The organism is Bacillus sp. G16 (assembly GCF_021282335.1).
GTDB lineage: Bacteria > Bacillota > Bacilli > Bacillales > Bacillaceae > Bacillus > Bacillus inaquosorum.
Genome location: NZ_JAJSOZ010000001.1, coordinates 15,686 through 29,058, shown reverse-complemented (window position 1 = coordinate 29,058; position 13,373 = coordinate 15,686). Strand labels below are relative to the sequence as shown.

12 protein-coding genes are annotated in these 13,373 nt (G+C 42.4%); 2 read left to right on the top strand and 10 right to left on the bottom strand.

The window, feature by feature from the left end; translation table 11 throughout:
* Positions 1-22: 22 nt before the first annotated feature.
* From comFA to degS, 4 genes are all read right to left on the bottom strand, one after another.
* Positions 23-1,405 (bottom strand): ATP-dependent helicase ComFA, encoded by a 1,383-nt coding sequence (gene comFA / locus LWH95_RS00120; RefSeq protein ID WP_232918853.1) that lies wholly within the window; start codon positions 1,403-1,405, stop codon positions 23-25.
* Between the two features lie 107 nt (positions 1,406-1,512).
* Positions 1,513-2,358: a DegV family protein gene (locus tag LWH95_RS00115; RefSeq protein WP_232918666.1), complete on the bottom strand. Its 846-nt coding sequence runs from the start codon at positions 2,356-2,358 to the stop codon at positions 1,513-1,515.
* A 97-nt stretch (positions 2,359-2,455) separates the two neighbouring features.
* Positions 2,456-3,145, bottom strand: a complete 690-nt coding sequence (degU, locus tag LWH95_RS00110; protein ID WP_003219701.1) for a two-component system response regulator DegU — start codon at positions 3,143-3,145, stop codon at positions 2,456-2,458.
* An 82-nt stretch (positions 3,146-3,227) separates the two neighbouring features.
* The gene (gene degS, locus LWH95_RS00105; RefSeq protein ID WP_003235467.1) at positions 3,228-4,385 is read right to left on the bottom strand and encodes a two-component sensor histidine kinase DegS; all 1,158 of its coding nucleotides are present in this window, start codon (positions 4,383-4,385) and stop codon (positions 3,228-3,230) included.
* A gap of 217 nt (positions 4,386-4,602) precedes the next feature.
* Here degS and LWH95_RS00100 point away from each other — a divergent pair, with 217 nt between their 5' ends.
* Complete coding sequence (locus LWH95_RS00100) at positions 4,603-5,256, top strand: YigZ family protein (RefSeq protein WP_232918665.1); 654 nt, start codon at positions 4,603-4,605, stop codon at positions 5,254-5,256.
* Positions 5,256-6,377, top strand: a complete 1,122-nt coding sequence (locus LWH95_RS00095; RefSeq protein WP_133485809.1) for an LCP family protein — start codon at positions 5,256-5,258, stop codon at positions 6,375-6,377. The genes LWH95_RS00100 and LWH95_RS00095 overlap by 1 nt, the downstream gene beginning before the upstream one ends.
* 71 nt (positions 6,378-6,448) lie before the next feature.
* Here the strand turns inward: LWH95_RS00095 and LWH95_RS00090 are convergent, their stop codons facing one another.
* The 6 genes from LWH95_RS00090 to tuaD all read right to left on the bottom strand — a co-directional run bounded on the left by LWH95_RS00090 (position 6,449) and on the right by tuaD (position 13,320).
* Positions 6,449-7,525, bottom strand: a complete 1,077-nt coding sequence (locus LWH95_RS00090) for an MraY family glycosyltransferase (RefSeq protein ID WP_003235474.1) — start codon at positions 7,523-7,525, stop codon at positions 6,449-6,451.
* A gap of 144 nt (positions 7,526-7,669) precedes the next feature.
* Entirely contained in the window at positions 7,670-8,863 is a 1,194-nt protein-coding gene (gene tuaH / locus LWH95_RS00085) for a teichuronic acid biosynthesis protein TuaH (protein ID WP_003235476.1), read from the bottom strand.
* 28 nt (positions 8,864-8,891) lie between these two features.
* The gene (tuaG, locus tag LWH95_RS00080; protein ID WP_019259613.1) at positions 8,892-9,650 is read right to left on the bottom strand and encodes a teichuronic acid biosynthesis protein TuaG; all 759 of its coding nucleotides are present in this window, start codon (positions 9,648-9,650) and stop codon (positions 8,892-8,894) included.
* Positions 9,651-9,673: 23 nt separating this feature from the next.
* Positions 9,674-10,354, bottom strand: a complete 681-nt coding sequence (gene tuaF / locus LWH95_RS00075; RefSeq protein WP_060399605.1) for a teichuronic acid biosynthesis protein TuaF — start codon at positions 10,352-10,354, stop codon at positions 9,674-9,676.
* Between the two features lie 28 nt (positions 10,355-10,382).
* Positions 10,383-11,849 carry a teichuronic acid biosynthesis protein TuaE gene (tuaE, locus tag LWH95_RS00070; RefSeq protein ID WP_232918664.1) on the bottom strand — a complete coding sequence of 489 codons (1,467 nt, stop codon included), beginning with the start codon at positions 11,847-11,849 and terminating at the stop codon, positions 10,383-10,385.
* A gap of 85 nt (positions 11,850-11,934) precedes the next feature.
* Entirely contained in the window at positions 11,935-13,320 is a 1,386-nt protein-coding gene (gene tuaD, locus LWH95_RS00065; protein ID WP_232918663.1) for a UDP-glucose 6-dehydrogenase TuaD, read from the bottom strand.
* Between the last annotated feature and the right edge of the window lie 53 nt (positions 13,321-13,373).

Below are 13,373 nucleotides of genomic sequence, written 5' to 3'. Positions count from 1 at the left end.
TTTCAAATAATGGCTAGTCTGTTCATTCATTTTTTGCTGCCAAGTCATTCATTTCTTTTATATGCCTTCTTGCATCCAGCATACTCTTTGTTTTTCCGTAGTGAAAGAAAATGACATCACCATCCGCATGCTCTTTATGCCGCCCGGTTCTTCCTGCAATTTGAACAAGTGCGCTTTCCGTAAAGATAGGTGATTCTGCCCCTAATACACCTGTCTGCACCTCGGGGACCGTGACGCCTCTTTCTAGTATTGTTGTTGTGAGTAAGAGATCAAGCTGGCCGTCTCTGAATTGCTGTACTTTCTCTTTTCTTTGCTTATCTTCCGCATGTACAGTCGCAATTCTGCAATTAACATCTTTAAAGCATGCACCTGCCTTTTTCAGAACAGAAACGGAGGGAACAAATAAAAAAACAGGCCTCCCTTCTTTCACATGAAACGCTATCCATCTTTTTACCGCTAACGGAACTTTGTTTCGGTTTAATTTCTTTTTCCAGTTTCCGCACCATACAAAGCGCGGTTCTGGCAAAGGTTTTTTGTGGTGTCTTGCTGGAATCCGAACTGAGTGTAACTGTCCGTTCAGTGTTTTTCTTTTTAATTCTTTAGGGGGTGTTGCACTTAGGTAAACAAGAGTGCTGTTTTTCTTTCTTGCTTTTTGAACAGCGAATTGAAGAGTTTGATCAGCAGAATACGGAAAAGCATCAACTTCATCAACGATCATGACGTCGAATGCGTCTTTATATCGCAAGAGTTGATGTGTAGTGGAAATCATAAGCGGAGATAACCGCCCTTTGTCCTCGCTTCCTCCATAAAGCGCTGAAATGTCAGCACCCTGAAAGGCAGCCTTGAGTCTCGGAGCTAGCTCTAATACAACATCGGTGCGGGGTGTGGCAATACAAACACGCAGTCCTTGATTTAACGCGGATTCTATACCGGGGAATAGCATCTCTGTTTTGCCAGCGCCGCAAACCGCCCAGATGAGGAGCTCTTCTTTTTTTGATATGGCCTCAATTAAGACATTGGCAGTTTTTTGCTGTCCGCTTGAGAGCTGGCCATTCCACGTAAGCTTGATAGGCTGCCAATTGGGCTCATCCTCCTCTATCCATGAATATAAAGGAACATCTTCACTCACTCTGCCCATCATGACACAAGAACGGCAATACAGCTGATTCTTTCCAGATGAATGATAAAAAGAAAAATACCGCTGGTCATTTTGGCCGCACCTATTACACCTATACCCCCGTTTATTTATGGATATAGAGTTTTGAGCGGCGATATAGCCATTTTTGATATGCCATTCAATCATCTCATCGGAAAATGGGAGTTCAGTTCTGAGCAACTGACGGCTTTGAAGCGTCTGCTGCAATTCTTTTGAGAAAGAAATGTTCTTTTCAGCTGGCACAATCAGCATAGCACCGCCTCCTTTCGAGACAGTATGCCTGAATGAATATTTTCTGTCCAGCAATCAAAATAAGAATATAAAAAAATCTCCGCTGCTAAAACGGAGATTTTGCATTATTTAAAACACCAGCAAATTCCTAGCGCGCCCTCACCCAAATGAGTGCCAATTACCGCGCCAAAATAGCTGTTATAAAATTCAACATGAGGATATTTAGCAGAAAGCTCTTCAATGATTTTCGCTGCTTCTTCTTCTCGATTAGCGTGGATAACAGCAGCACGCATAGGCAATCCTTTACTCGCATCTTCGTCTAAAAGCTCATAAATTCGCGAAATTGCTTTTTTACGTGTGCGAATCTTCTCAAAAGGCACAATTACCTTATTGTCAAAATGAAGAATAGGCTTTACCTTTAGAAGACTCCCAATGAAGGCTTGAGCGCTGCTTAATCGTCCGCCCCGCTGAAGGTGGGCTAAATCATCTACCATAAAATATGCCCGAACTGTTTTTTTCATTTCTTCCAGTTCTTTTATAATATCTTCCGGCGATGATGCTCCATTTTTGATTAATTCAGCAGCTTTAAGAGCATAAAAGCCTTGAGCCAAACAGCTGATCTCTGAGTCAAATGGATACACGTCAATATTGTCGACCATAGTGTCAGCCGTTGCTGCACTGCTGAACGTACCGCTGATTCCGCTGGAAAGATGGATACTGATGACCGCATCATAAGTCTTGCCAAGCTCTTCATACAAAGCAACCAGCTCGCCGATTGGCGGCTGAGAAGTCGTCGGAAGCTCATTATGTTTTTTAACTTCTTCGTAAAAGCTTTTCCAGTCCAGTTCGATTTCTTCACGGTAAGTTTCTTCCCCAAAAACAACCTGAAGGGGGATCATATGTATCTGATGTTGTTCACGCATTTCTTTCGGAATATATGCTGTGCTGTCTGTTACTACTGCAATATTCATAGCTTCGATACCTGCCTTATTGCTTTATAACTCTATTGTAAGGGAAACAGCGACCTAAAAAAAGACCTGCCTAGTAAAAGGCAAGTCTCATTTTATACTATCTCATTTCTACCCAGCCATTTTTAATGGCGACCACAACAGCTTGCGTCCGGTCGTTCACATTCATTTTTTGTAAAATATTGCTCACATGGTTTTTCACGGTTTTCTCACTGATAAACAATGATTCACCAATACCGCGGTTGCTTTTTCCGTCTGCAAGCATCTGCAGCACTTCACATTCCCGCCTAGTTAAAATATGTAATGGTCTGCGGATTTCAGGGTAAACCTCATGCTGAGGATGTGCAGAAACTCCGCTTGTTGCAAGACGGCGGAATTCGTTAACGAGGTTGTGAGTAACCTTCGGATGAAGGTAAGAACCGCCCTCGGCAACTACTTTAACCGCTTCAATTAATGTATCAGCATCCATCTCTTTCAGCAGATAACCTCTTGCGCCTGTTTTCAGGGCATGTGTTACATAATTTTCGTCATCGTGAATTGATAGAATAATTACTTTAGATTCAGGATACAGCTCTACAAGCTGTTTTGTAGCTTCCACGCCATTTACGTTTGGCATATTGATATCCATGATCACAACATCAGGATGATAGTGCTCTACAATACGAGCCGCTTCGTCTCCGTCGTCACCTTCGGCTACCACTTCAAAGGTAGGTTCAAAATCCAATATCCGTTTTACACCTTCACGAAATAACTGATGGTCGTCGATAATAACAATGTTTACTTTAGTCACAAGCCACGCCTCCTTGTATTATTGTTCTATATACTCTATCATTCAGTCAATATGCCTTTTGGCTCTATTTTACAAATCATAGTCAAAGAGATAACGGAACCTTAATCATAATAAATGTCCCAAGACCTATTTTCGAATCTATTGTCATGGTTCCTTCCAATAAATCTACTCTTTCTTTCATGCCCAGCAAACCGAATGATTTGTTTTTCTTCTCTTTCGCTTCCTTCAGGTCGAACCCTTTGCCGTTATCTTTAATCATTAAAATCACAAAATCCTTTGTGATCTCAACTTTGACTGTAATTTCTTCAGATTCAGAATGCTTTAGCGCATTAGACACAGCTTCCTGTGCGAGCCTGAAGAGCGCAACTTCAAACTGGGGCGCTAGGCGCTTATCCTCTGTTTCACCAATGCATTGAAAATGTATTTTGACCTTCCCGTTATATTCCTCGGTTGTATATAGATATTTTCTTAAAGTTGGAATTAGGCCTAGGTCATCAAGGGCCATCGGTCTTAAATCATATATAATCCTTCTCACTTCGTAAAGGGCATTCCGCACATTTTGACGGAGATTTTTAATTTCTTGGAATCCGTCCTCAGCACCCCGGTCACGGAAAATCCGCTCAATTAATTCCGATCTCATCATAACATTTGCCAGCATTTGAGCAGGCCCGTCATGAATTTCTCTGGAGACTCTTTTTCGCTCTTCTTCCTGCGCCTCAATAATTCTTAAGCCGAAATCCTGTTTTGCCTGAGCATCAGCAAGCAGCAGTCCCACCTCGCGCAAATCCTGATTCAAGTAGTTGAGCACGACTGTAATTTGGCTTACTAATGATTCAGAACGCTCAATGATTTCCTGAAGGCCTAACAATCTGCGTTCTAAATCATCCCGGCGTTCTCGCAGTTGCTTCTCACGCTGCTGGATCATCGTCAATTCTACCTGCAGCTTATGGGCTTTTTCGTAAGCATTGCGGATTTCTTCTTCACTGAATCTATGAAAATTGCGGCTGACCTCAGATAAACGGTTTCTCGCATGGCGGGTTTGCACTTCAAGTTTATCGCCAAGCTCGATAACTTCATACACCTGCTGTTTAATTTGTTTCAGTTCTTCAACCAGCTGTTCATACTGCTGGCGTGACTGCTCCCCGATTTGAAAAACCTCGTCTTTGCTCCCGTCAACGGTTTTCAGCATCTTCATCAGAATAGAATCCAGCACTTTGGAATCCATCTTTGTTTTATTCATAATTTCCCTCCGTCACGGCGTTGTCATATATTTTTATTATAAATGTAATTGATCTGCAAATTGTGTCGAATTATAATGAAAGAATGCGTATATTCTAGAAAAAAACAATTTTATATACCTTCTTACTCTTTATGATAACAAAATACGCACAAAAATTCTAAAGACTGTACGAATTTGTATAGACAGTCTTTTATGCTTAGCAGGAGGGTCAGCAAGCATGCTGCACAGCTATTTTACTGTGAAAGAAGCAGGAGAACACGAGATTGTTATAGAAAAATCGCGTTTTATCTGTCATTTAAGCCGTGTTTCTACCGAACAAGAGGCACAGGAATTTATACAGAACATAAAGAAACAGCACTGGAATGCGACTCATAATTGCTCGGCTTACGTAATTGGCGAGAACGATCATATCCAAAAAGCCAATGATGATGGAGAACCAAGCGGTACAGCGGGAGTGCCGATGCTCGAGGTATTAAAAAAACGCGGACTTAAGGACACTTGCGCCGTCGTTACACGATACTTCGGAGGCATTAAACTTGGGGCCGGCGGATTAATTCGCGCTTATGGGAAATCAGTGTCTGAAGGATTAAATCATATAGGTGTTGTAGAACGGAAACTTATGCGGGTCATGCATACTTCCGCAGATTACACTTGGCTTGGCAAGATTGAAAATGAATTAAGAGAATCACAATTTCTGTTAAAGGAAATCCATTATGCGGAAAATGTTGAATTCGAAACATACGTGGAAGAAAAAGATACAAACGCATTTTCTGAGTGGATGACAGAACTGACAAATGGAAAAAGTGATATTAAAGAGGGAGAGTTGACGTATCTTGAAAAAGCCGTCAATCACTTAAAGGAGACTGAATAATGGCTGAACGCGTTAGAGTGCGTGTGCGAAAAAAGAAAAAGAGCAAACGCAGGAAAATCTTAAAAAGAATTGTGTTATTGTTCGCCCTTGCATTATTGGTAGTCGTTGGGCTTGGAGGATATAAACTTTATAAAACCATTAGCGCTGCGGATGATTCATACGATGCTCTTTCCCGCGGAAATAAATCAAATCTTCGCAGCGAAGTTGTAGATATGAAGAAAAAACCGTTTTCTATTTTATTTATGGGAATAGAGGATTACGCGACCAAAGGACAAAAAGGGAGATCAGACTCTCTTATTGTAGTTACCCTTGATCCCAAAAATAAAACCATGAAAATGCTGAGCATTCCGCGTGATACACGGGTGCAATTAGCCAGTGACACAACCGGAAGCAAAACAAAGATTAATGCCGCTTACAGCAAAGGCGGAAAAGATGAGACAGTTGAAACCGTTGAAAACTTCTTGCAAATCCCGATCGATAAATATGTCACAGTTGATTTTGACGGATTTAAAGATGTAATTAATGAAGTTGGCGGTATTGATGTAGATGTGCCTTTCGATTTCGATGAAAAAAGTGACGTAGACGAAAGCAAACGGATCTACTTCAAAAAAGGCGAGATGCACTTAAACGGCGAAGAAGCCTTGGCGTATGCCCGTATGAGAAAACAGGATAAACGCGGAGACTTCGGTCGTAATGACAGACAGAAACAAATTTTAAATGCACTGATTGACCGAATGTCAAGTGCGAGCAACATTGCTAAGATTGATAAAATCGCAGAAAAAGCCAGCGAGAACGTTGAAACCAATATTCGCATTACTGAAGGTTTAGCGCTGCAGCAGATTTACAGCGGCTTTACCAGCAAGAAAATCGACACTTTGAGCATTACAGGATCTGATTTGTATTTAGGGCCTAGCAACACGTATTATTTTGAACCGGATGCCACAAATCTGGAGAAAGTCAGACAAACGCTCCAAGAGCATTTAGATTATACTCCAGATACAAGCAGCACTGGCACGGAAGAAAGCACAACAGACGGTACGACGAGCGGAAGCAGCTATTCGAATGACAGCAGCACAAGCTCAAACAGTACAACGAATTCAACAACTGATTCATCCTATTAAAAAAAGCCCGGTCCTTTAGAGGATCGGGCTTTTTTGTGCAGAAAAAAACTCCGGCAATTCAGCCGGAGTTTTTAATTCCTTTTCAACAGCCGTTTATAAAATTTCGTAAACGGCTTAAATTTTTCATTCACAAGTCCTGTCACTTCTGCAATAATCTGCATAAAAATAATTAAAATGAAGATAATAAACAAAGAAAGCCAGATTGTGGCACTTTTAAGTACAATTGCACTTATGCTGAAAATAAATCCAATTAGATAAATCACAATGACCGACATCCGATGTGAAAGGCCAAAGGCCATCAGTCTGTGGTGGATATGCGACTTATCTGGCGCCGAAATGGGCTGTTTGTTTAATATTCTCCTGATGATTGCAAATGTTGTATCAAAAATCGGTACGCCCAATATAATAATCGGGATAACGATACTGAACAATGTTACGCTTTTATACAAGCCTAATAATGAAAGAATCGAAATACTATACCCTAAAAAAAGTGATCCTGTATCACCCATAAAGATTTTTGCCGGGTGGAAGTTGTAAAACAAAAATCCAAGCGTACTGGCGATCACAACCAATGAAAGTGACAGAATCAGTACTTTTCCGCCCGATAGCGCCATGACGGCGATCGTTGACAGGCCGATAACAGAGAGACCTGCGGCAAGACCATCTAATCCGTCAATCAGATTAATCGCGTTTGTGATGCCGACAATCCATAAAACTGTCAGCGGATAAGCCATCCATCCTAACTCAAATCGTTCTGTTAAAAAAGGTACTGAGAAAAAGTCCATTTTTAAACCAGTGCTTACAACCATAATGGCTACACCTAATTGAATCAAAAACTTAACTTTTGCACTTAATTGATATTTATCGTCAAGAATACCCAACACAATAATGATGAATGCCCCGACTGTAATAGCCGTCATTCTTGTTTCTGTGTATATCCCGGATGCAAGCACGCCTGCAACCACCCCGATAAATATGGCCAGCCCGCCCATCCGGGGCATGATTTTGTCATGTACTTTTCGATTGCTGGGCTGGTCAACTGCACCTATTTTAATCGCAATCCTTTTTACGATTGGGGTTATGATTAAAACTGTAAGCAGCGAGACAATAAACGCAACAACAATGCGAATCATGCGTTCGTCAAGCATAAAGAAGTCTCCTTTGGAATTAAATGAAGTCTTTATTTATATAGAGAACCGTTCCTTCCATTATACCTTCTCCTTAGTTATTATAACAAGCTTCATCAAAAAGAAACACGTATAATCAAAAAACGCGCATCCCAATTTATAGGACTACGCATGTTTTTGAATCCCTGTATATTTCATGATTTGTTTAAATAAGCAATTCCAATCTTGCGCGCGGGCAATGTTTCGGCGCATTTCTTTATACGTTTCATCTTCGTTTTGACTGAGCACTTTTTCGCAAGCGACTATAAAATCAATCGGATGATCGCCTTCTACATATTCGTATACATACGGCTGTTTCATTTTTGAGGTTGACGGAAGATTAGAGCCGACGACAGGCTTTCCAGCCGCCAAAAATTCAAATAGTTTCAGCGGAAACACAGCTTGATTATACGATGATTTTTTATATGGCATGATACCGATATCGATAAGCTCCATATAATGCGGAACTTCTTTTGGATCTGCCGGGCCGGTCCATATGACATTGGGAAGCCTCAAAAGCTCTTGAAACGAGACATCGCCGTTGGTGGCATCCGGACCAACCCATAAAAATGTCCAATCAGGCTTTTGCAGCGCAGCTTCTTCAATCATTTTAAAATCGAGTTTAGGTTTGATCCCGCCGATAAAACCTAATACTGTTCCTTCTCTTCCCTGCAATATGCTGCGATCGGGAGCTTGTTTATTTGCAGAAAACAGCTCATATTCAACACCGTTTTCGACTGTATGAACCTTTTCTCGTCCTGCTGTCAGTTTTTTGTCTACTTCTTTGTGAAGATAATCCGATGAGCAGGTAATGGAATCTGCACGGTCTATAATTCTCAGCTCCGCCGATTTAATGACTTTTCGCCGGAACTCAGACAGCAGATTTGAACGGCCGCTGATCGGCGCTGCCCATAAATCACTGCAATCATAAATGACCTGATCCCAGGGATACAGCGAAGACAGCAGCGGGAATCCAGGGAACGTGTACCATAAACAGCAGCGTTCACCGTTTGCAGAAGCAGATGTCAGCTCATCAAGTAAAGGTTTGAGCTTATGCCTGTAAAAGACATCTGTATATCGTCCGAAACGAAACATTTTTTTCTCCAGCAGGTCTTTGACAGCAAATTGCCTGATGCCTGAATGAACTTGCTGAAATTCATTTCCTTGGGGGCGCGGAGCCGGACACACCCAAATGACTTCCTTCGTTTCCTCTTGAGCGGCTAAAAATTCCGCCAGCCGGTGCCTTCTGTATCTCAATTGGTCTTTTCCCCATTCAGCAGTGGCAACGATGACATGAATGATTGCTTCTTTTGTTTCCACCTTCATCACCTTTTCTCTCTGTCTGCGGCTATAATCTTTTTTTCACCGCGTTTTTTGCATATTGAACAAAACACCATGTGGCTTTGATGAAATGAAGCCGTTCGATCTCCCTGTAGACAAACCACGTTTTTTTCGCAGCCTTCCATTTGTTGCTGGATATCGAGTTATCTACAAGCCGATATTCAGCTAGACATTCATTCATTCCATAGGCGGTAAATCCTTTTTTCAAAAGAGACAGCCATGTGGCCAAGTCCTGTCTCGTTCTAATATTCGGCATTTGGATCTGTCCCGTTTGCTCCCTGTCAATCATCACGGTCAAGCAGCCGATAATCGTATTTTTCAGAGCGTCATCGTACGTCAGACTTTCCGGTGCATGAATAAATTTATCGAGCGGGGTTCCGTCCTGCGCCATTAAGCTGTAGCCTGTAAAAGAAAACGCACAGGAACGCTCCATCATAAAATCAAGCTGCTTTTCCAGTTTGTCTTTTTTCCATTTGTCATCACTGTCCAAAAATGCTACATAACGTCCTTGAGCGCGCTCCAATGCTTTGTTTCGAGCAACCGCAGCTCCGCTGTTCTCTTCCAGATACACGACATGAATTCTTTCATCTATTTTTTCATACTGCTTTAAAATGTCGCGTGTCCCGTCCGTTGAGCAATCATCCACGATAATCATTTCCCAATGAGAATGGCTCTGATCTAACACTGAATGAATCGTGTCTTCAATATAGTCACGCGCATTATAAGAAGGTGTAATGACAGATACGAGAGGTTTCCAATTGGTCATGATCACATCTCCATCGTATGATTTTAAAAGGATTCCCTGAAAAATTCAGGAATGACAACGAACATAAAGGCAATCGTGAGGCCGATCATAACGCCAAGAACCGCTTTCTTTTTCGGGGACATTCCGCCGCCTGCTGCCTCACTTACGGTTTCAGAATCAGTAACACTGGCCGGTTTCAGATTAAGCTGCGTGTTTTTCAGCTCATACAAAAATCTCTCTTTATCCACTTTGGAATCCTCGCTTACCGTCTCACCTTCGAGTGCATCTATGCTGCGGCGGATGACGGCTTCTCTTTCTGAATATAGCTTTTGATCGTTTTTGAGAAAGGCGGAGGTAATGCCGTTTAAGATGGATTCCGTTCTATCCTTATCCTCGTCGCTATAGCTCAAGGTCAGTAAAGATTTAGATTCCGTTTTGATGGTAAGCTTCTCTTTGATCTCTGCCAAATCTTCATCCTTTTCGTCAGGAAGCGCCTCCTTCAAAAAAGAGTCACTCTTGAGCAGAAGCGGAATCTCCTCTGTACTGTTATAAACCGGATGATCATAGCTCCCCACGGCCAAAGTGTCCTCGGCTGTATAGCTCTTTTGATCAGCGATCTGTGACGGCAGGATATAACCGGCCGCACCTAATATAATTGGCACTGCTATGATCCAAATGATATTTTTTTTAATACGCCGGGCTATTCTTATCAATATATCGTTCATATAAGTCTCCCTGCTTTTTGTAGTCAGTTTATCTGTACAGCGGTTCAGGCATCTGTCTGGATCGCCTTAACACATTCACGGCGGCGATGACGAGCGCCAGAAACACCCAATGGAAAAATAAATTTGAAACAGAACTTGGGCTGATACTGGATACCAGGAAACTGACCAATGCCGTAATAAGCCCTTCTGTGATCAGTTTTGACTGATTTCCCAATTTTCTTTCATAAAATTTGTAAAGCACCCAAATGAGGTAAGCATAAACGGCCAGATATCCCAGCATGATGAACAAGCCAAAGTTAGCAAGGATTTCAACAAGCCAGTTGTGCACCTCTGTCACGTTGTCAGTATCATATAAAGCATGATGCTCAAGATAATAGGATACATTCCCTGCTCCGACTCCGAATCCGTATGAATCAAGGAAAAAGTGCCATGCGTTTTTCAGCAGATTGGCCCGGGCCACATTTGACGGAAGCATGTCATGAAATGAATGCAGCGTCTGCGGTGCCAGAAACAGCTCCCAAAACTTTGAATAAATTCGGCCAGCGAAGAGAACTGCAAAAATGGTGATTCCTGCCGCAGACAGCCAAATGGCCATTTTCTTTAGAACAGGCGGCAATACAATGAAGATGTAGACAGCAGCGCCGGCAAAAATGCCCAGAAGGCTGGCTCTTGAACCGGTAGCAAAAATTAAATACAACGCACAGAGCGAGAGCAAAAGGCCAATCGCCTTGATGTATCCATTCTTTATGTTTTTCATCAATGTAATGTAAAAAAAGAAGCTGATCGATAAAAATGTTGCAAAGTCATTTTGATTAAAAAAGACCGATGTCGGATAATGCTGCTTATATTCCGGTCCGCTGTATAGCGTTGAACTCGGGAGATGATGATGGGTCATATGATTGTAAAAACCAATGATCATCAGGAATACTGTCATCACCAGCCAAATGGTATAAACAACCATGAGCCGCTCCATTTTTTGCACGTACATGACAATGAGGTAAATGAAGAAAATTCCCATTGCCAACAAGGCCAAATATTTGATGCCGGCTGTCACCGATTTGGCCCACAGCAGAGAAACAAGGCCGTATATAAACCAAAAAGCGAAAAAGAGCAAAATCCCTTTCACTTGCAGTCCGTTCCATCTTTCAATATGTGTTCGATTCCGCACCACACCGATCACATGGAGGCACCCCGCTGCAATGAGCAGAAGCCTGTAAAGAAACAAACTGAAAAATCCAAGATGAATCGCGAAAAATGCATTATTTAAAAAAGTGCAGGCGATCAAAATATAGATTACAGCCATAAAGAGCCGTTCTTTTGTTGTAAATGCGGTTGCAAGCGTCAGTACAAACAGACCAATTGCCAACACCGCAAGCACGGCAGCCATCTGTATTAAACCTATATCTGTACGGATGGCTCCCAGCAATAGGACGACTCCAAATATGGCAGCGGCCAGTAACGGAAGCGTATGGACCGCTGAACGTTTGATACTCACATGTTTAACCCCTTTCCTGATGTTTCAGGAGCCGGCGGCCGAGCCTAAGCAGCCAGCAGCTTTAACCAAGTAACACTTTTTCTTTTTATAGGTTGACGCTCCCCAAGTCTTTAGCCAATTCCTCGAGCGGCAAGCCCGGAAAATACTTGTCAGAAGGCTCCGCTCCCCGAACAGCAGGACGGCCGATGGAGTGATAAATGTATCCGGCTGCCTGCATCTCTTCAAGTGAAAATAAATTTCTGCCGTCGATGATGATTGGCTGTTTTAAGAGGGTTTTCACTTTTACAAGCTCCATTTCTTTCACTTCCGGCCAATCCGTTAAGATCAGGCATGCATCAGTGTCCTCAATCGCATCATACACATCTGTATAATACTCGACCTGTTCGCCAAGGATCGCTGAGGCTTCAGGAATAGCAATCGGATCGTATGCTTTTACATGTGCGCCCAGCTGCTGCAGCATCGGGATAATATCTAGAGCAGGAGCGGATCTCACATCGTTTGTATTCGGCTTGAAGGCCAATCCGAGAACGGAAATGGTTCTTCCTTTGATGCTTCCCATAACAGTTAAGAGTTTATCTACAATGTGAACGCGCTGCTTTTCGTTCGTTTCAATGACAGCTTCTATAAGCTTAAATGGATAGCCGGCCGATTTTGCGATTTGAAGCAGTGCGGTTGTATCCTTAGGAAAACAGGAGCCGCCAAACCCAATACCCGCTTTTAGAAACTTTCTGCCGATACGGCTGTCAAGCCCCACGCCATCAGCAACTTTTGAAACATCTGCGCCGACTCGCTCACAAATGTTTGCGATATCGTTGATAAAGGAAATCTTTGTCGCCAGAAACGCATTCGCGGCATATTTAATCATTTCTGCACTTTCTAGGTTTGTTTTAATGACAGGAGCGTGGAAAGGCTGGTGCAGATCCTCAATGATGGCAGCGGCTTTATGACTTGTTGAGCCAATCACGGCACGCTCCATATTCATCGTGTCATGAATCGCTGAGCCCTCCCGAAGGAATTCAGGATTAGATACAACATCAAATGAGTATCTTCCCTTTGAAGCTTTTTGAACGATTGATTGAACCAGTTTTCCTGTTCCGACCGGGACTGTGCTTTTATTTACGATAATTTTGTAGCCGTTGAGGTGCTCACCGATTGTTTTCGCCGCCGCTTTGACGTACGTTAAATCAGCTTCACCTGTTTTGGACATCGGAGTTCCGACTGCAATATAAATAATGTCTGACGCCCGAATGGCGGACGGGATATCATTAGTAAAGGACAGACGCTGATCCATCACATTTTTTTCAACTAAGTCTGCAAGCCCTGGCTCATAGATCGGGATTACTCCATTTTTCAGACTTCTGATTTTTGATTCATCGATATCACAGCAAACAACTTTATTGCCGATCTCCGCAAAGCAAGTGCCTGACACGAGTCCTACATAACCTGTTCCAATTACAGCTATTTTTTTCACAGCGCTCATCCCTCTCCTGTAAAATTACCTTCTTATTTATATTGGTCGCAGTT

What these genes read in the sequence shown, in the direction of transcription:
- LWH95_RS00115 (WP_232918666.1), bottom strand. Translation starts at nt 2,358, where the DNA reads ATGAATATTGCAGTAGTAACAGACAGCACAGCATATATTCCGAAAGAA.
- degS (WP_003235467.1), bottom strand. Translation starts at nt 4,385, where the DNA reads ATGAATAAAACAAAGATGGATTCCAAAGTGCTGGATTCTATTCTGATG.
- LWH95_RS00100 (WP_232918665.1), top strand. Translation starts at nt 4,603, where the DNA reads ATGCTGCACAGCTATTTTACTGTGAAAGAAGCAGGAGAACACGAGATT.
- LWH95_RS00095 (WP_133485809.1), top strand. Translation starts at nt 5,256, where the DNA reads ATGGCTGAACGCGTTAGAGTGCGTGTGCGAAAAAAGAAAAAGAGCAAA.
- LWH95_RS00090 (WP_003235474.1), bottom strand. Translation starts at nt 7,525, where the DNA reads ATGCTTGACGAACGCATGATTCGCATTGTTGTTGCGTTTATTGTCTCG.
- tuaG (WP_019259613.1), bottom strand. Translation starts at nt 9,650, where the DNA reads ATGACCAATTGGAAACCTCTCGTATCTGTCATTACACCTTCTTATAAT.
- tuaF (WP_060399605.1), bottom strand. Translation starts at nt 10,354, where the DNA reads ATGAACGATATATTGATAAGAATAGCCCGGCGTATTAAAAAAAATATC.